Origin of the sequence: Modicisalibacter sp. 'Wilcox' (assembly GCF_010993675.1) — a bacterium.
GTDB classification, from domain to species: domain Bacteria; phylum Pseudomonadota; class Gammaproteobacteria; order Pseudomonadales; family Halomonadaceae; genus Modicisalibacter; species Modicisalibacter tunisiensis.
Genome location: NZ_WNXF01000011.1, coordinates 95607 through 112728 on the forward strand (window position 1 = coordinate 95607; position 17122 = coordinate 112728).

The 17122-nt window shown below is 67.2% G+C and carries 18 protein-coding genes; 7 read left to right on the plus strand and 11 right to left on the minus strand.

Translation table 11 applies throughout. The annotated features are described in order from the left end of the window. Positions 1 to 28: 28 nt before the first annotated feature. Entirely contained in the window at positions 29 to 208 is a 180-nt protein-coding gene (locus G7A98_RS11380) for a hypothetical protein (protein ID WP_163649792.1), read from the minus strand. A gap of 162 nt (positions 209 to 370) precedes the next feature. Between G7A98_RS11380 and yghU the strand changes: the two genes are divergently transcribed. Then, entirely contained in the window at positions 371 to 1240 is an 870-nt protein-coding gene (gene yghU, locus G7A98_RS11385) for a glutathione-dependent disulfide-bond oxidoreductase (protein ID WP_163649793.1), read from the plus strand. A 72-nt stretch (positions 1241 to 1312) separates the two neighbouring features. Here yghU and G7A98_RS11390 read toward each other — a convergent pair whose 3' ends face one another. Further along, positions 1313 to 2083, minus strand: coding sequence for an HAD-IIA family hydrolase (locus tag G7A98_RS11390; RefSeq protein ID WP_163649794.1), 771 nt, complete (start codon positions 2081 to 2083; stop codon positions 1313 to 1315). Between the two features lie 117 nt (positions 2084 to 2200). On the opposite strand from G7A98_RS11390, the gene G7A98_RS11395 reads away from it, so the two are divergent. Beyond that, the gene (locus G7A98_RS11395) at positions 2201 to 3457 is read left to right on the plus strand and encodes a dicarboxylate/amino acid:cation symporter (protein WP_163649795.1); all 1257 of its coding nucleotides are present in this window, start codon (positions 2201 to 2203) and stop codon (positions 3455 to 3457) included. A gap of 59 nt (positions 3458 to 3516) precedes the next feature. Here G7A98_RS11395 and G7A98_RS11400 read toward each other — a convergent pair whose 3' ends face one another. The 3 genes from G7A98_RS11400 to G7A98_RS11410 all read right to left on the minus strand — a co-directional run bounded on the left by G7A98_RS11400 (position 3517) and on the right by G7A98_RS11410 (position 5962). Next, positions 3517 to 4521: an NADP-dependent oxidoreductase gene (locus G7A98_RS11400; RefSeq protein ID WP_163649796.1), complete on the minus strand. Its 1005-nt coding sequence runs from the start codon at positions 4519 to 4521 to the stop codon at positions 3517 to 3519. 46 nt (positions 4522 to 4567) lie between these two features. Next, a complete protein-coding gene (locus tag G7A98_RS11405) occupies positions 4568 to 5572 on the minus strand; it encodes a nucleoid-associated protein (protein ID WP_163649797.1) in 1005 nt (334 codons plus the stop codon). A 93-nt stretch (positions 5573 to 5665) separates the two neighbouring features. Next, positions 5666 to 5962: a hypothetical protein gene (locus G7A98_RS11410; RefSeq protein ID WP_163649798.1), complete on the minus strand. Its 297-nt coding sequence runs from the start codon at positions 5960 to 5962 to the stop codon at positions 5666 to 5668. 536 nt (positions 5963 to 6498) lie between these two features. Between G7A98_RS11410 and G7A98_RS11415 the strand changes: the two genes are divergently transcribed. Beyond that, positions 6499 to 7959: a catalase gene (locus G7A98_RS11415; RefSeq protein ID WP_163649799.1), complete on the plus strand. Its 1461-nt coding sequence runs from the start codon at positions 6499 to 6501 to the stop codon at positions 7957 to 7959. Between the two features lie 264 nt (positions 7960 to 8223). On the opposite strand, the gene G7A98_RS11420 is transcribed toward G7A98_RS11415, so the two are convergent. The 4 genes from G7A98_RS11420 to G7A98_RS11435 all read right to left on the minus strand — a co-directional run bounded on the left by G7A98_RS11420 (position 8224) and on the right by G7A98_RS11435 (position 11171). Next, positions 8224 to 8772 carry an rRNA adenine N-6-methyltransferase family protein gene (locus G7A98_RS11420; protein WP_163649800.1) on the minus strand — a complete coding sequence of 183 codons (549 nt, stop codon included), beginning with the start codon at positions 8770 to 8772 and terminating at the stop codon, positions 8224 to 8226. A 180-nt stretch (positions 8773 to 8952) separates the two neighbouring features. Beyond that, complete coding sequence (locus G7A98_RS11425) at positions 8953 to 9999, minus strand: aldo/keto reductase (protein WP_163649801.1); 1047 nt, start codon at positions 9997 to 9999, stop codon at positions 8953 to 8955. Positions 10000 to 10137: 138 nt separating this feature from the next. Next, positions 10138 to 10329: a DUF3008 family protein gene (locus G7A98_RS11430; RefSeq protein ID WP_163649802.1), complete on the minus strand. Its 192-nt coding sequence runs from the start codon at positions 10327 to 10329 to the stop codon at positions 10138 to 10140. A gap of 116 nt (positions 10330 to 10445) precedes the next feature. Next, positions 10446 to 11171, minus strand: coding sequence for a YebC/PmpR family DNA-binding transcriptional regulator (locus tag G7A98_RS11435; RefSeq protein WP_163649803.1), 726 nt, complete (start codon positions 11169 to 11171; stop codon positions 10446 to 10448). Positions 11172 to 11354: 183 nt separating this feature from the next. Here G7A98_RS11435 and G7A98_RS11440 point away from each other — a divergent pair, with 183 nt between their 5' ends. Further along, positions 11355 to 11729 (plus strand): SPW repeat protein, encoded by a 375-nt coding sequence (locus G7A98_RS11440; RefSeq protein WP_163649804.1) that lies wholly within the window; start codon positions 11355 to 11357, stop codon positions 11727 to 11729. A 123-nt stretch (positions 11730 to 11852) separates the two neighbouring features. Beyond that, positions 11853 to 12308 (plus strand): YbaK/EbsC family protein, encoded by a 456-nt coding sequence (locus G7A98_RS11445; protein WP_163649805.1) that lies wholly within the window; start codon positions 11853 to 11855, stop codon positions 12306 to 12308. Between the two features lie 69 nt (positions 12309 to 12377). Here G7A98_RS11445 and G7A98_RS11450 read toward each other — a convergent pair whose 3' ends face one another. Then, positions 12378 to 13658, minus strand: coding sequence for an MgtC/SapB family protein (locus tag G7A98_RS11450; RefSeq protein WP_163649806.1), 1281 nt, complete (start codon positions 13656 to 13658; stop codon positions 12378 to 12380). Positions 13659 to 13762: 104 nt separating this feature from the next. After that, positions 13763 to 14875: an AI-2E family transporter gene (locus G7A98_RS11455; RefSeq protein ID WP_163649807.1), complete on the minus strand. Its 1113-nt coding sequence runs from the start codon at positions 14873 to 14875 to the stop codon at positions 13763 to 13765. 255 nt (positions 14876 to 15130) lie between these two features. On the opposite strand from G7A98_RS11455, the gene G7A98_RS11460 reads away from it, so the two are divergent. Continuing rightward, the gene (locus tag G7A98_RS11460; protein WP_163649808.1) at positions 15131 to 16147 is read left to right on the plus strand and encodes an NAD(P)-dependent alcohol dehydrogenase; all 1017 of its coding nucleotides are present in this window, start codon (positions 15131 to 15133) and stop codon (positions 16145 to 16147) included. Positions 16148 to 16178: 31 nt separating this feature from the next. Then, positions 16179 to 17045, plus strand: coding sequence for an NAD(P)-dependent oxidoreductase (locus tag G7A98_RS11465; protein WP_163649809.1), 867 nt, complete (start codon positions 16179 to 16181; stop codon positions 17043 to 17045). Positions 17046 to 17122 lie beyond the last annotated feature (77 nt).

Below are 17122 nucleotides of genomic sequence, written 5' to 3' on the forward strand. Positions count from 1 at the left end.
GCGATGCAGGAACGCGTCGCTCGCCTGGTCACCCTCGCCGGGCGATGATCGCCGTGATGATCAGGCCCAGGCCCAGCCCGCCGAGCAGGCAGCCGACAAAGGCCAGTGCCGATTCCCGCAGGAAGAACAGACCGGCACCGAGGCCGAGAAGCACGCCTCCGCCGATCGCCCAGGTGCTCTTGTCAGGACGGTTCCTGTCATCGCTCATGCCGGTCCCTCCATTAGCCCACATCCTGATGGCGATAGTCTCATTCAATCTGGGCGATGGCTCGCTACAGGATCTTTAACACGCTATCTTTTGCCGTGACCGCACTGGCCGGGGTGCTGTGATCGTCCCGGCCCGCACCAACGATTCATCCAGGAGAGCACCATGAGCCAGGATACCGAGTACACGCCGCCGAAGGTCTGGAAGTGGGAAAAGGCCAGCGGTGGCAAGTTCGCCAGCATCAACCGCCCCGTCGCGGGGCCGACCCACGACAAGGCGCTGCCGGTCGGCAAGCATCCGTTCCAGCTCTATTCGCTGGCCACGCCCAACGGGGTCAAGGCCGGGGTGATGTTCGAGGAGCTGCTGGCCCTCGGTCATGACGCCGAATACGACGCCTGGCTGATCGATATCGGCGAGGGCGAGCAGTTCGGCAGCGGCTTCGTGGCGGTCAATCCCAACTCGAAGATCCCGGCGCTGATGGATCATTCCACCCAGCCGCCGACCCGGGTGTTCGAGTCAGGGTCGATCCTGCTGTATCTGGCCGAGAAGTTCGGCGCCCTGCTGCCCACGGAACACGCCGCGCGCACCGAGACGCTCAACTGGCTGTTCTGGCAGATGGGCAGCGCGCCCTTCCTGGGCGGCGGTTTCGGGCATTTCTACGCCTACGCCCCGGAGAAGCTCGAGTACCCCATCGACCGCTATGCGATGGAGGTCAAGCGCCAGCTCGACGTGCTCGACCGGCGCCTGGCCGAGAGCCGCTACCTGGCCGGCGACGACTACACCATCGCCGACATCGCCAACTGGGCCTGGTATGGCCAGCTGGTGCTGGGCCGGATCTACGACGCGGCGGAATTCCTGCAGGTGCAGGAGTACACCAACGTGGTGCGCTGGGCGAAGGAAATTGCTGCCCGCCCGGCAGTGCAGCGCGGGCGCATGGTCAACCGTACCTTCGGCGAGCCGGAAACCCAGCTCCACGAGCGCCACGACGCCAGCGACTTCGAGACGCGCACGCAGGACAAGCTGCAGTCATCCTGAACGGGCCGCGTGCCCGTACGCGACGCCCGGCCCTGCAAGGGGTCGGGCGTCCGTGCTTTTCGTGCTTGGCGCTCAGGGCAGCAGGTCGGCCACCGAGTCGAGGATCTCCCGCGGCCGGTAGGGGTAGCGCTCCACGTCGTCGCGGGTGGCGATGCCGCTGAGCACCAGCACGGTGTGCAGCCCCGCCTCGATGCCCGCCACCACGTCGGTGTCCATGCGGTCGCCGATCATCCCGGTGCGCTCGGAATGGGCGCCGAGGCGATTGAGCGCCGAGCGGAACATCATCGGGTTGGGCTTGCCCACGTAGTAGGGCTGGCGCCGGGTGGCGGCGGTGATGAGGGCCGCCACCGCGCCGGTGGCCGGCATCGGCCCCTCGGGGCTGGGGCCGGTGACGTCCGGGTTGGTGGCGATGAAGCGCGCGCCGTCCTCGATCAGGCGGATCGCCCGGGTGATCGCCTCGAAGGAGTAGGTGCGCGTCTCGCCCAGTACCACGAAATCCGGGGCCACGTCGGTCATCACGAAGCCGGCCTCGTGGATGGCCGTGGTCAGGCCGGCTTCGCCGATCACGAACGCCGAGCCCCCGGGGCACTGGTCGCGCAGGAAGGCGGCGGTGGCCAGCGCCGAGGTCCAGATGCGTTCTTCCGGCACCTCGAGACCGATGCGCGCCAGCCGGGCGCTCAGATCCCGCGGGGTGTAGATGGAGTTGTTGGTGAGCACCAGGAAGGGCGTGCCCTGGCTGCGCCAGTGGTCGATCAGCTCGGCCGCGCCGGGCAGGGCGCGATCCTCGTGGATCAGCACGCCGTCCATGTCGGTCAGCCAGCAGTCCAGGGTGCGTTGGGTCATCGCCGAAGGTCCTCGTGCTCGTGGTGCTGCCAGCATACGAAGAATCGCGCCGGGACGCAGCCTTCGATCAATTGACGACACGCGACGGGTATCGGTCGCGACAGAGGAGACATCATCGTGAAAGCATTGTGGCGGACCTATCGGAACGCGTCGCTGATCCTGCGGGTAAGCATCGCGCTGGTACTGGGCGTGATCGTCGGCCTGGTCGGCGGGCCGACGGCCGCCGACTGGCTGGCGCCGTTCGGCGATCTGCTGCTGCGGCTGCTGAAGTTCCTGATCGTGCCGATCGTGCTGTTCACGCTGATGGTCGGCATCAACCAGGGCGAGCGCGGCAGCCTGGGCCGCACGGGCCGCAAGCTGCTGGCCTATTATGTGGCCACCTCGGCCCTGGCGATCACTGTCGGCCTGGCCGTGGCCACGCTGTTCGCGCCGGGCAGCGGCATGACGCTGGACGAAGGTGCGCAGATCGATGTGCCCGAGAACCCGGGTGTCGTGCACGTGCTGCTGAGCATCGTGCCCGACAACATCGTCTCGGCCTTCGCCGAGGTGAATCTGCTGGGCATCATCTTCACCGCCATCGTCTTTGGCATCGCGCTGCTGATGCTGCGCACCTCGGAGAGCCAGGGCGAGCTGGGCGAGCGTCTGTATCGGGTGATCGAGGCTCTGAACGAGGTGACGCTGCGGGTGATGGGCGGCGTGCTGCAGTACGTGCCCATCGGCGTGTTCGCCATCGTCGCCGAGACGGTGGGCCGGCAGGGCCTGAACACGATCCTCTCGCTGGGCGACATGGTGGCGGTGCTGTATATCGCCCTGGCGGTGCAGCTGGTCATCTATGCCGTGCTGATGGGGCTGTTCGGCGTGCGCCTGGGCGACTTCTTCCGCGAGGCGCGTACGCCGATGGCCACCGCCTTTGCCACCCAGAGCAGCTCGGGCACGCTGCCGCTGACCCTCGACGCCGCCCGGCGCCTGCAACTGCCGCGCAGCGTCTACGGCGTCAGCCTGCCGCTGGGAGCGACCATCAACATGGACGGCGCGGCGATCCGCATCGCCATCTCGGCGGTATTCGCCGCTAACGTGATCGGTGCGCCGCTCGATCTGACCAGCATGCTCGAGATCGTGGTGATCGGCACGCTGACCTCGATCGGCACCGCCGGGGTGCCGGGCGCCGGGATCGTGATGATCGCCACCGTCTTCACCCAGGTGGGGCTGCCGATCGAGACGGTCGCGCTGCTGACCTCCATCGACGCGCTGGTGGGCATGGGCTGCACGGCGCTCAACGTCACCGGCGACCTGGTCGGTACGGCGATCATTTCGCGCAGCGAGGGGCGGTCTGCCGGTCGTGCCGGGGAGGCGGCTGTCGATTCGGCGGCCTGACCCGGGCGGCGCCACGGGGACCGGAGCGGCCGAAGCGTTGCCCCGGTCCCGGCCTCAGATCACAGCTTCACCAGCATCTTGCCGGTATTGCTGCCGTCGAAGAGCTTGAGGAAGGCGTCGGGCGTGGCTTCCAGCCCTTCCTCGACGGTTTCGCGGTAGGTGATCTCGCCGCCGGCCACCAGCGGGCCGACCGTGGTGAGGAAGTGCGGGTAGTGGTCCCAGTGGTCCGTGACGATGAAGCCTTCCATGCGCGCCCGGTTGAACAGCAGCTTCGCGAGGTTGCTCGGGCCGGGCGCGGGGGCCGTGGCGTTGTAGCTGTCGATCAGCCCGCAGATGGCGATGCGCGCGCCGATGCGCAGGTTGTCGAGGGCGGCTTCCAGGCAGGCGCCGCCGACATTCTCGTAGACCACATCGAAGCCCTCGGGGCAGGCCTTGTGCAGGTCGGCGGCGAGCTCGCCGGCGTCCTTGCCACGGTAGCTCACCGGCTCGACGCCGAGCGAGGCCAGCCACTCGAGCTTTTCCGGGGCGCCGGCGATGCCGACCACCCTGCCCTTGCCGCCCCTGGCCCTGGCCAGTTGCACGGCGAGTGACCCCACCGCCCCGGCGGCGGCGCTGACCAGCACGTTGTCGCCCTCGCGCATGTCTGCGATGCGATTGAGCCCGGTCCAGGCGGTCATGCCGGGCATGCCCAGCACGCCGAGGAAGGCGGAGTCGGGCACGTCGAGCTCGGGCAGGGGGTGAACGGCGTCGCCGGGCAGCTGGGCCACGTCGCGCCAGCCAGCCATGTGGCTGACCCGGGTGCCCACCGGCAGGCGGGCGTTGCGGGACTCGATCACCTCACCCACGGCGGCGCCTTCCAGCGGCTCGCCGGCGATGAAGGGGTCGATGTAGGTCTTCCGGCCGCTCATGCGCCCGCGCATGTAGGGGTCGACCGACAGCCAGGTGTTGCGCACCCGGACCTCGCCGTCGCCGAGCTCGGGCAGCTCGCGGGTGCGCAGGTCGAACAGCTCGCGGGCCGGGGTGCCGTCAGGGTAGTCGATGAGCGTGAAGTAGCGTGACTGCATGGAGCCTCCTTGGCGATTTGGCGATGCGCGTTGCAGAAACGGGGCGTCAGGAGCGGCGCTCCCGGAGCTGGGTCTTCAGGGCGTCGGGCACCTGCTTGATGATCAACCGGTCGCGCTCGGCGTCGTACTCGATGCTGTTGCCCAGCAGGTGCGAGTCGAAGCTGATCGAGACGCCGCCGGCGCGGCCGGTGAAGCGCTTGAACTGCTGCAGGGTGCGCTTGTCCGGCGGGATCTCCGGCGCCAGCCCGTAATCCTGGTTGCGAATGTAATCATAGAAGGCCCGGGGCTGCTGGTCGTCGACGAGTTCGGAGAGGGCGTCGAGGGTCAGCGGTTCGCCGCGGCCGGCCTGGTCGCTGGCGTAGTCGAGCAGGGCGTCGGTCTTCTCGCGGGCGGCCGCGTCGGGCAGGGCCTCGCTTTCCACGTAGTCACTGAAGGCCTTGAGCAGGGTGCGGGTCTCCCCGGGGGCGTCCGCACCCTCCTCGCAGCCCAGCCAGTCGCGGAACGCCTCGACCAGGGCCTGGCCACCGCGGTCGCGGGTGAAGGCGACATACTGGCGCGACTGGCCGGCACGCATCTGGGTCAGGTCGATGCGCGCGGCCAGCGCGGGCTGACTGACGTTGAGCGGGGCAACCGGCACCACCGCGAGCCGTGAATCCACGCCGAAGCCGGCGCGGGCGTGCAGCAGGGCCAGGGTCAGGTGCTCGCTCTCGCCCTGGCGGACGTGGGCCATGATCAGGTAGCCACCGGTCGGCAGCTGCTGCTCGACCAGCTCGCGCAGGCTTTCCGCCGTCTGGCGGGACAGGGTGGCGAACGCCTCGGGCTCGGCGGTTTCGAGGTAGGCGGGCAGCAGGGCGGCCAGCGAGCGGGCGGTGGCGTCCTCGCGGAAGTAGCCCCAGCCCTTGCGCTTGGCGTTGAAGCGAGTGGTCAGCTCGGCGAGCAGGTCGTCCAGCGGCGACGAAGGGGCCTGCGGGGTGTCGGCGGTGGTCAGCGCGGCGGGCTGCTCGCCGTCGGCCTTGTCGATGCGGTGAACGATGCAGTGGAGAATCGGCATGGCGCGCGCTCGAAGGGGAATGGGCCGGTATGGTAACGCGTTGCCGGGAATCGCCGTAGGGGCCCGGAGCCGGGCGGCTCCGGGAACTGGGTCTCAGTCGTAGAGTTCCGCCTTGGCGTCGCGCATGACGTGTTCGCAGGCGGCCTGGTGGGCGAGTTGCGTGAGCAGACCCTGGGTGACTTCAAAGCCCTTGCCGAGGCAGGTGTCGATGTCCTCGCGGCTGACGTGGGGAGAAATGTTGTAATCGATCTTCAGGGTTCGGCCGCTGCTGTCGAGGCGGTCCGCGAAGGCTCGCAATCGCCAGGCAAGGCGTTCCTTCCAGGTGGATGATTCCTCGGCTCCGTCGCTGACACTGAACAGGCACCGCCACTCAGGTTTGTAGACTGCCATGAGAACCTCCCATATCGGCTGACGCAATGATCGATCGTGTGTCGTGACTCCTGCTGACGTTGTTGCGTCTTTCATCCTACCGATTTTTGCTCCCATGCACAGGGCGGTGGTATGAATCGGCCCCTTCCGATGGCACAAGGCGATGAATAATAACCATGGCCGGCATCGAACGCTGCTATGAAGCGCGCCGTTACCCGCGTGGTCGGTGGTGCTCCAGCCGCCGTGTGGTGCGGGCTGGCGACGAGGGCGGGCAATGGATCGGAACAGGACTTGTGGGCTACCGGACCGATTCTGCCGGTCCGGCGCCGCCGGCGGCGTTGGACAGGCACTCGCGTGACTAACTATAACTCCCTTCGTGCGTTCCGTTCGGTCGAGGCCGACGGGCTATCACCGTTTTTCGTCTCTCGGGGCGTGCAGCCGGTTCGTCACCGGCCGCGAGACGCCGGGCGGTTGCAGGGATCTGCAGGCACGGCCGCCGGCCGAGACACCACTGCGTGGCTGCCCAGGCCACGGTTATAGAAAGGGGAGTAATCATCGTGACGACCGACAATCGCAAGCCCACGACCACCGATGCCGGCATCCCGGTTGCCAGCGACGAACACTCACTGTCCGTCGGCCCGGATGGCCCGCTGGTGCTGCACGATCATTACCTGATCGAGCAGATGGCCCAATTCAATCGCGAGCGCATTCCCGAGCGTCAGCCCCACGCCAAGGGCAGCGGTGCCTTCGGGCATTTCGAGGTCACCGAGGATGTCAGCCAGTACACCCGGGCGGCGGTCTTCCAGCCCGGCACCCGGACCGAAGTACTGAGCCGCTTCTCCACGGTGGCCGGCGAGCGCGGCAGCCCGGACACCTGGCGCGACCCGCGCGGCTTCGCGCTGAAGTTCTATACCAGCGAAGGCAACTACGACATGGTCGGCAACAACACGCCGGTGTTCTTCGTGCGCGATCCGCTGAAGTTCCAGCACTTCATTCGTTCGCAGAAGCGCCGCGCCGACAACAACCTTCGCGACCACGACATGCAGTGGGACTTCTGGACCCTGTCGCCGGAGTCCGCGCATCAGGTCACCTGGCTGATGGGCGACCGCGGCATCCCGAAGACCTGGCGCCACATGAACGGTTATTCCAGCCACACCTACATGTGGGTGAATGCCCAAGGGGAGAAGTTCTGGGTCAAGTACCACTTCAAGACCGACCAGGGCATCGAGTGCCTGACCCAGGAAGAAGCCGATCGGCTGGCCGGCGAGGACAGCGACTACCATACCCGCGATCTGTTCGAGGCGATCGAGCGCGGCGAGCACCCGAGCTGGACGCTGTACGTGCAGGTCATGCCGTTCGCCGAGGCGGACACCTATCGCTTCAACCCCTTCGACCTGACCAAGGTCTGGCCGCACGAGGACTATCCGCCGATCAAGGTGGGCAAGCTGACGCTCGACCGCAACCCGACCGACAATCACGCCGAGATCGAGCAGGCGGCCTTCGAGCCCAACAACCTGGTCCCCGGCATCGGCATCAGCCCGGACAAGATGCTCGTCGCCCGGGTGTTCTCCTATGCCGACGCGCACCGCGCCCGGCTCGGCGTCAACTACAAGCACATTCCGGTCAATGCGCCGGTGGCGCCGGTCCACAGCTACAGCAAGGACGGGGCGATGCGCATCAACAAGGCGTCCGATCCGGTCTACGCGCCCAATTCCAAGGGCGGCCCGGCGGCGGACGGCGAGCGCTATCCCACCGATTCCACCTGGGAGGCCCATGGCCAGATGGTGCGCGCGCCCTACGCCCTGCGCCGCGACGATGACGACTACGGCCAGGCCAACGCCCTGATCAACCAGGTGATGGACGACGCGGCCCGCGAGCGGCTGGTCAACAACGTGGTCGGGCATGTCGCGGGCGGGGTCAAGGAGCCGGTGCTCTCGCGGGTCTTCGAGTACTGGAAGAGCATCGACGCCGAGATCGGCCGGCGCATCGAGGAAGGCGTGAAGTCGAAGACAGGCTGATCGGCACGCCGGCTCCCGCGGAGCCTGGGCCCTGAATCCCGGCCCGCCAACCTCACGGTTGGCGGGCCGGTGTCATTCAGCGGGCGGTTTTGACAGGGGCGTGCTGCTGGCCCCTGCTGCGGTAAGAAAGCGCGAGGAAGAAGGACGCCTTCCAGGTTGCCCACACCGGCGCGGCAGGCTGCTGGTGGCCGACGACGTCGGCAACGTGATCCGGCCGGTCGAAGCGAAGGCGCCCTGATCCGTGTTGTGCGGTCGCCTCCGGGGTCAGGGCTTGCAGCGATAGAAGTGCGCCGGCAGGAAGTTGATCGGCTCGAACTCGCGACTCACCTTGGAGAAGGTCCTGTGTAGCGTGGGCAGGAGTCTGGGCGAGAATTGATAGAGCAGGAAGGTCCCGGCGGGAGAGATGACCTTGCGCGTCGCATTGAGGATGCTTTCGCCGACGTAACTGGGCAACGTGCTGAAGGGAATCCCGGCGATGACGTAATCGACCTGGCCCAGGCCGCGTTCAGCGAGGATCTGCTCTATGTCGGCCGCCGAGCCATGGACGACCTGCATGCGAGGGTCGGGATAGACGCGCTGGATGTAGTCGACGAAGTCCGCGTTGGTCTCGATCACGATCAGTACCGCATCGGCAGGCATCTGCCTCAGGATCTCGCGGGTAAAGGTGCCGACTCCCGGTCCGTACTCGACCAGCACCCGGGTGCGCTGCCAGTCGACGTGATTCAGCATGCGCCGCACGAGGAAGCGAGAGCTCGGGATAATCGAGCCCAGCATCTTCGGGTGCTTGAAGAAGTTGCGGGCGAATAGTGCCATCTGGTGTTGGCGGGCGGAGGGGGGGCGGACGTTGTTCTGGCTCGGCAGGCTTCATGGGCGGTGGCTCGTTGGTTAACGAAAGCGTTTGGCAACGCTGTTCATCTCACGGTAGACCACCGCATCGCTTACTGAAAGGCGCGCTCGGGGCACGGCGACCCGGTAGGCCGCCGTGTCGTCCTTTTACTCCCTGGCCGAGTCGTCCAGCTGCTGGCGCCGGACCTCGCCCTGGCGTTCCAGCATCCAGCCCGGGTACTCGGGTGGCAGGGCGCTGACGCGGTCGAGGGTTTCCAGCTCGTCGTCGCTCAGGCGAATCTCGGTGGCGGCGATGTTGTCATCGAGCTGTTCGAGCCGCTTGGCGCCGACGATCACGCTGGTCACCGCCGGGCGATGCAGCAGCCAGGCCAGCGCGATACGCGCCACCGAGACGCCATGCGCGTCCGCAATGGTGCGCATGGCATCGATGCAGTCATAGGCCCGTTCGACATTGACCGGCGGGAAGTCAAAGTGGGTGCGTCGGCTGCCGGCCTCGCCGTCCTTGTCGCGGCCGTACTTGCCGCTGAGCAGGCCGCCGGCCAGCGGGCTCCAGACCATCAGGCCGAGTTTCTCGCTGTCGAGCAGCGGGATCAGCTCGCGTTCCAGGTCGCGACCGGCCAGTGTGTAGTAGGCCTGCAGCGACTCGAAGCGAGCCAGGCCGCGGCGCTCGGCGATGCCCAGGGCCTTCATGATCTGCCAGGCGGCCCAGTTGGAGACGCCGATGTAGCGCACATGGCCGTGGCTGACCAGGTTGTCCAGGGCGCGCAGGGTCTCCTCGATGGGGGTGGCCGGGTCGAAACCGTGCACCTGATAGAGATCGATGTGATCGACCTGCAGGCGCTTCAGGCTGGCCTTGACGCCTTCCATGATGTGGTAGCGGGTCAGCCCCCGGGCGTTGACGCCGGGACCGGTTTCGCCGAACACCTTGGTGGCCAGCACCACTTCGTCCCGCGGCACGCCCAGGTTCTTGAGGGCCTGGCCGGTGATGACCTCCGAACGGCCTTCGGAGTAGACGTCGGCGGTGTCGATGAAGTTGATGCCGGCCTCCAGCGCGCGGCCGACCAGCCGGTCGGCGTCGCTCTGCTGTACATCACCGATCTGGCTCCACAGTTCCCCCTGGCCGCCGAAGGTCATGGTGCCCAGGCACAGCTCGGAAACGAACAGACCGGTATTGCCCAACTGGCGATAACGCATGCAATGACTCCTGTCGTGGCGAAAGACACAACTTGCACCCGGCAGTATGGTCAGCGTTCGGCGTGGGGTGGTAATGCGATCCTGTCGGATTCTTGCTCGATCCTGCGGCCGATCGGCGTGACGACCGCAGGTGAACGCTCAGGACGAGTGGTTATCGTGCTTCGGCTTGTCCTTGCGCGAGGTGGCGGCCATCGCCTCGAGCTCGGATTCGTCCATCGAGTCGTACATCGAACGGGCGGCCCCGTCGAGGTCGCTGACCTTGTGCTCGCCACGCCTGGCGGCGAGCGCGGCTCCGGCGGCCTTCTGCTGGGCTTCGGAATGGGCGGGCATGACGCACCTCCTGTCGTCGAATGGCCGGGGCTTCGTGCCCCGGCCTTCAGCGTAGCCAAGATGCATCGGGCGTGCCGCCGGGCGGAACGGGTCGGCGCTCCGGCGGTGGGGAGGGGTCAGGCGTCGGCGACGTCGGCGTTGTGATAGACACGCTGCACGTCGTCCAGGTCATTGAGGGTGTCGAGCAGCTTCTCGAACATCGCCACGTCGTCGCCCTCGACCGGGGTAATGGTCTGCGGGATGAACTGGATCTCGTCGACCTCGAAGTCGAGCTCGCCGAAGGCGTCGGTCAGCGCCTGCTTGGCCTTGGCATACTCGGTATGCGGGGCGAAGACGGTGATGCGGCCGTCCTCGTTCTCGATGTCGGTGACATCGACGTCGGCTTCCATCAGCGCTTCCAGCGCGGCTTCCTCGTCGTCGCCGGCATAGGCGAGGATGGCGCAGTGGTCGAACATGTGGCTGACGCTGCCCGGGGTGCCGAGCTTGCTCTTGGCCTTGTTGAAGCAGGCGCGCACGTCGCCGAAGGTGCGGTTGGGATTGTCGGTCAGGCAGTCGACGATCACCATGCAGCTGCCGGGGCCGAAGCCCTCGTAGCGCGCCGCCGAGTAGTCCTCGCCACCGCCGCCCGAGGCCTTGTCGAGGGCCTTGTCGATCACGTGCGAGGGCACCTGATCCTTCTTGGCGCGCTCGATCAACCCGCGCAGCGCCAGGTTGCCGTTGGGATCGGTCCCGCCGGCCTTGGCACAGACGTAAATTTCGCGACCGTACTTGCTGTACACCTTGGTCTTGGCGGCGGCCGTCTTGGCCATGGATTCCTTGCGGTTCTGGAAGGCCCTGCCCATGTCGTTCGTCTCGTCACAGTCATCAGCGAAGACAGGCATCTTACTCAACAAGTGCCGGACGGAACAGGGGCGTGTCGTCTGTTGACCCAGCGCATGGAAACCCCGCTCCGAACGCCTATACCCAGAAGAGGCGACACGGCCGTCACCGTGAACGCCCATCAACCTGCAGACGGGAGGTGCATCATGAATACGGCACAACTGCATTCCCGCTGGCGCGATCGGATCATGCTGCTGTTCGGTGCCTGGCTGGCGGTGTCCCCCTATGTGCTCGGCTTTGCCACGACGGCCTCGCTGGCGATGTGGAGTACCCTGGTGGTCGGCCTGGTGCTGATCGCCATGTCCGCGCTGGCGATCTGGAAACAGAAGGCCTGGGAAGAATGGCTACTGCTGGCGCTGGGCGTCTGGCTGCTGGTGGCGCCCTTTGCCCTGGGTTTCCTGGGACTGACCAACGCGGCCATCAACAGCTTCATCATGGGCGTGCTGGTCGGCGGCGATGCCATCTGGTCGCTGATCGAGATGAAGGGCAGCGGCCGGGGCCACGGCGGCAGGCCCGCCTGATGGTGAAGGCGGCAGGCGTGACGCCGCCTTTTCCCCGAGGATGGCTTTTCCCCGGCGTATCGCGGCTGGCCATGCCGGCGGGCTGAAGGTGCGCCTTGCCCCATCAACGCGAGGGTGATCGTCATGTCCATGGAGCGCGTGACACGATATCTGGACGAGCAGGGCGTCAAGTACGTCATCATGCACCACTCCCCGGCCTATACCGCCCAGGAGATTGCCGAGGCGGTACATGTTTCCGGCCGCCACTTCGCGAAATGCGTGGTGGTGACGATCGATGGCCGCCTGGCGCTGGCGGTGCTGCCGGCCAGCGACCAGGTCGACCTGCAGCGCATGGCGCGATCGGTGGGTGCCGGGTCCGTCGAGCTGGCCGGCGAGGCGGACTTTCGGGACAGCCTGCCGGATTGCGAGGTCGGCGCGATGCCGCCGTTCGGCAACCTCTTCGGGATGGAGGTCTTCGTCTCGCCGCACCTGACCCAGGCCGACCTGATCGCCTTCAATGCCTGCAGCCACACCGAGGTCATGCAGCTGCCCTACGAGGCCTTCGCGCGGTTGGTGAATCCGGTCGAAATCGCCCTGTGAGCATGGCCGAATCCGGGGCCTTGGCGAGTCGCGGGCGGCGTGCCGGTGGCGCCCGGGCGTTGCTTGTCCTCACGGCCACCAGGCGATCGCCAGCCCCGCCGCCAGCGACAGCAGCATGGGGCCGGCGACGCGGAGTGCCAGCTTTCCGGAGCCGATCAGCGCCGCCATCAGTGCCTTGACCAGGTTGTTGACGGACGCCGCTACGACGATACCGATCACGGCGGCCGAGGGGTCGAGGGCGACACGCGACATGCGGGCCAGCGACAGGGTGATGGCATCCACGTCGGCGATCCCGGAGGCGGCCGCCAGCAGGTAGATGCCGGCATCGCCCAGCCACTCGCGACACCACTCCCCGAGCAGCATGATGCCGGTCAGCAGGCCGCCGAAGTAGACGGCGGACTTGAGGTCGAGCGGGTTCTGGTCGAGCGCCGGCCCCGCCACGGCCGACTGGCGGCGGCTGGACCGCCAGATGAGCAGGGCGGGGACGTAGAGCAGCAGTGCCATGATCCCGATCGGCAGCAGCAGGCGCACGGCCAGCGCCGGATTCAGCATCGTGCCCAGCAGCAGCATGCGCGGAAACATGGTACCGCAGGCGAGCAGGATGCCGGCGGCCAGCAGCGGATCGAGCGCCGGCGAGCGGCGCGACAGGCGCGAGAAATGCAGCGTCAGGGCGGTCGACGAGCTCAATCCGGCGAACAGGCTGGTGAACAGCAGGCCCTTGCGCGTTCCGCCGACCCGCACCGCAAAGTAGCCGATGAAGGAGATCGAGGCGATCAGTACCACCATCCACCAGATCGCGTAGGGATTGATCGCCCCGCCGGGCCCCAGGTTGCGGTTGGGCAACAGCGGCAGCACCACCACCGAGATCAGCAGCAGCTTGAGACCGGCGTCGAGCTCGTGGGCCTGAAGGCGGTTGAGCAGGCCGTGGATCGCCGCCTTGTTGTCGAGGATGATCGCGGTGATCACCGCGGCCGCCGTGGCGATGGCCGGCTCCACGGCCACGGCGATCGCCCCGTAGCTGAAGGTCAGCATCAGCCCCACCAGACTGGTGATGCTGTAGTTCGATACCTGGGCGAGCCGCGCCCGGTAGGCGGTCAGGCCGGTGGCGATGACGCCCAGGAACAGGGTGGGGAAGGCCCAGACGGTCAGGCGCTCGGCGAGCAGCGCGGCGACGCCGCCCAGCAGCCCGACCAGGGCAAAGGTCCGGATGCCGGCGATGCGCTGGCCGGCCTGCTGGTGGCGGGCTTCCCAGCCGCGCTCCAGGCCGATCAGGGTGCCCAGCAGCAGGGCGACCGTCAGGCGCAGCAGTACCTGGTGGCCGGCGATGAACTGGTGGGTGACTTCATCCACGGATCGGACTCCTCGCGCGCGATGGACGACGCCTTCGCCATCAGCATAGGTGCGTCCATCGTGGAAGTGCCCGGGCGCAGGAGGTGCGCGATGTCGTGGAAAGACTAGTCGCCGGTCGGATCGATGTCGTGGCGCGGCGGCTCGGCATGGCGTTCGGCCAGGAAGTGGCCGAGTGGTTCCAGCCGGTCGATATGCTCGCTGAGCGCCTTGACCGCGACCAGCAGCGGCACGGCGACGATCATGCCCACCACCGACCATAGCCAGGCCCAGAAGGAGATGGTCAGGAACACCACCACGGTGTTCAGCCGCAGGCTGCGGCCGACGAAGTAGGGCGTGATGATCTGGCCTTCCAGGGTGGTGAGGAAGAAATAGGTCCCCGCGACGATCAGCGGCCAGCCCAGCCAGTCGAACGACACCAGCGCCACGACCGAGGCGATGATGATGCCGGCCAGGGCGCCGAGATAGGGAACGAAGTTGAACAGGAAGGCGATGATGCCGAAGCTCAGCGGGCTGGGCATGCCCAGCAGCCACATGGCCACGCCGACCGCGGTGCCCAGGCCGGCGTTGATCAGCGTGATGGTGAACAGGTAGCGGGAGAGCTTGCGCTCGATGTCCTGGGTGATGCGCACCGCGCGTTTCTTGTCGCGCAGGGTCGGCAACACGTGCACGATCTTTTCGTAGAACATGTCGCCCGAGGCGAGCAGAAACAGCAGCAGCACCAGCGTGAACAGGCACTGGGTGATGAAGGTGGGGACCAGGCTGGCGAGCCTCCGGGTGAGGGTGTTGTCCTGCGTCTCGACCTTCTGGACATCGCTGTCGTCGGACTCGGTCATCGACTCGAGCTTCTCCTTGGCCCTGAAGAAGCCGCTGAACGGCCCCGAGACTTCGTTGAGGCGCGTCTCGATCTTGCGCTCGATGGTCGTGGCATTGTTCAGCCAGCCGCTGACCGGCACGGCCAGGGCGGTGGCGAGCGTGGCCAGCCCCACCAGCAGGGCGATCATGATGAGGATCGCCGCCAGGCCCTGCGAGAGGCCGCGCCGGTGCAGGGTGCGACGCACCGGGCTGAAGACCATCGACAGCAGAAACGCCAGCACGATGGGCACGAGAAACAGCTGGGCGAAGCCCAGCGCGAACACGGATAGGTACAGAAAGATGCCGATGGCGGCCCACCGTGGCACCGCCTGCGGCCAGCCGTCGCGCTGTCTGTACGGGGTCATGGGCGCTCCTTCCCTGACTGCCTTCCCTGGAATTGCCGGGGACGCCGTTGATGGCCTGTCTGGCCCGCGCGCCTGCCCGGTGCGATGCATGGTGCCGTGCCGGACGGGCCGACGTGGGCCTTCGGGCCCGGGGCGGCTCCAGCCTAGAGCCTTCTCGTCAGTTTAGCCAACCCGGCACGACACGCTCCCTTGAAGTTCACGGCGGACGATGCCATCAATGGTTTGAAGGCTATTCAACGCTGGGAAGGAGACGGTATGAAGGTCGTGACACTGAAGGCCCCGGGCGGGCTGGATCATCTGGAAGTGCACGAGCAGCCGGCACCGGGAGAGCCCGGGCCGGGCGAGATTCGCGTGCGGATTCACGCCAGTTCCCTCAACTACCACGACTACGGTGTGGTGTCGGGGGCGATGCCGACCGAAGACGGCCGGATCCCGATGTCCGACGGGGCCGGCGTGGTCGAGGCGGTCGGCGAGGGCGTCGAGGGCGTCGAGGCGTTCGCCGTGGGGGATCGCGTGGTGTCGGGGTTCTTCCCCACCTGGCAGACCGGACCGGCGCCGGTCGGGGACTTCACCACGGTGCCCGGCGACGGCGTCGACGGCTATGCGCGCGAGCAGGTCGTGCGTCCAGCCGGCTGGTTCACCCACGCGCCGGCCGGCTACAGCCATGCCGAAGCGGCAACGCTGACTACCGCCGGTCTCACCGCCTGGCGGGCGCTGGTGGTGGACGGCCACATCAAGCCGGGTGACAGCGTGCTGGTGCTGGGCACCGGCGGGGTGTCGATCTTCGCCCTGCAGTTCGCCAAGCAGCTCGGTGCCACCGTGATCGCCACCTCGTCATCGGACGAGAAGATTGCACGCCTGCAGGAATTGGGCGCCGACCACACCATCAACTACAAGACCGAGCCCGAGTGGGGCAAGCGCGTCAAGGAACTCACCGGCGGGCGTGGCGTGGATCACGTCATCGAGGTCGGTGGGCCGGGTACCCTGCCGCAGTCGATCGAGGCGGTGCGGATCGGCGGGCATATCGCGCTGATCGGCGTGCTCACCGGCCGCGGCGGCGAAGTGCCCACGGCCAAGCTGATGGCCAAGCAGGCCACGCTCAAGGGGCTGATCGTCGGCAGCCACCGGGACCAGGTCGAGATGATCCGGGCCATCGAAGCCTGCGGCCTGCGCCCGGTGATCGATCGCTCCTTCGCGCTCGACGAGATCGCCGACGCCTTCCGCCATCAGGAATCCCAGAAGCACTTCGGCAAGATCTGTCTGGAATACTGAGCCTGACCATCCATCGAACCGGGAGTGTCACATGAAGGCAAGTTTCATCGGACTGGGGATCATGGGCCGGCGCATGGCCCGCAACCTGCTGGCGCACGAGGGGCTGGAGCTGACCGTGGCCAACCGCTCGCCGGAGCCGCTCGCGGCCCTGAAGGAGGCTGGCGCCGCCACGGCCGATAATTGGCGCGAGGCGGTGGCGGAGGCCGAGGTGGTCTTCACCATGCTGGCCTCGCCGGAGGTGGTCGAGAGTGTCGCCTTCGGCGAGGACGGCTTCGTGCCGGCGATGCGTGACGATGCCCTGTGGGTGGACTGTTCCACCGTCAATCCGTCGTTCAGCCGCGCCATGGCCGAACGTGCCCGGGAGCACGGGGTACGCTTCGTCGATGCGCCGGTGGCGGGTACCCGTCAGCCGGCCGAGGACGGGACGCTGACCTTCCTGGTCGGCGGTGAGCGGACCGACTTCGAGGCCATCGAGCCGCTGCTGTCGCACATGGGCGGGAAGATCCTGCACGTCGGCGACACCGGGCAGGGCACCAGCTTCAAGATGCTGGTCAACGCCCAGCTCGCCCAGTCGATGGCGGTGTTCTCGGAAACCGCTTTGCTGGGCGAGAAGCTCGGCTTCTCGCGGGAGTTCCTCATGGACACCCTGCCGGGGCTGCCGGTATCGGCACCATTTCTGACCGGCAAGGCGGAACTGATCCGGCGTGGCGACTATGAGCCCCAGTTCCCGCTGGAATGGATGCACAAGGACCTGCACCTGCTGGCACTGACCGCCTACGAGCACGAGCAGCCGATGACCCTGGCCAACCTCGCCAAGGAACTTTATGCCGGCGCCAGGCAGGCCGGACGCGGCCGCGAGGACTTCGCGGCGATCTTCGAGCACCTTGACAACGGGTGAGGGGCTGTTTCCCTTGTTACCGCCGGGCCCTGGCCCGGCGGTTTTCGTTCATGGACGGGAAGCGGGTGGCGGCACGG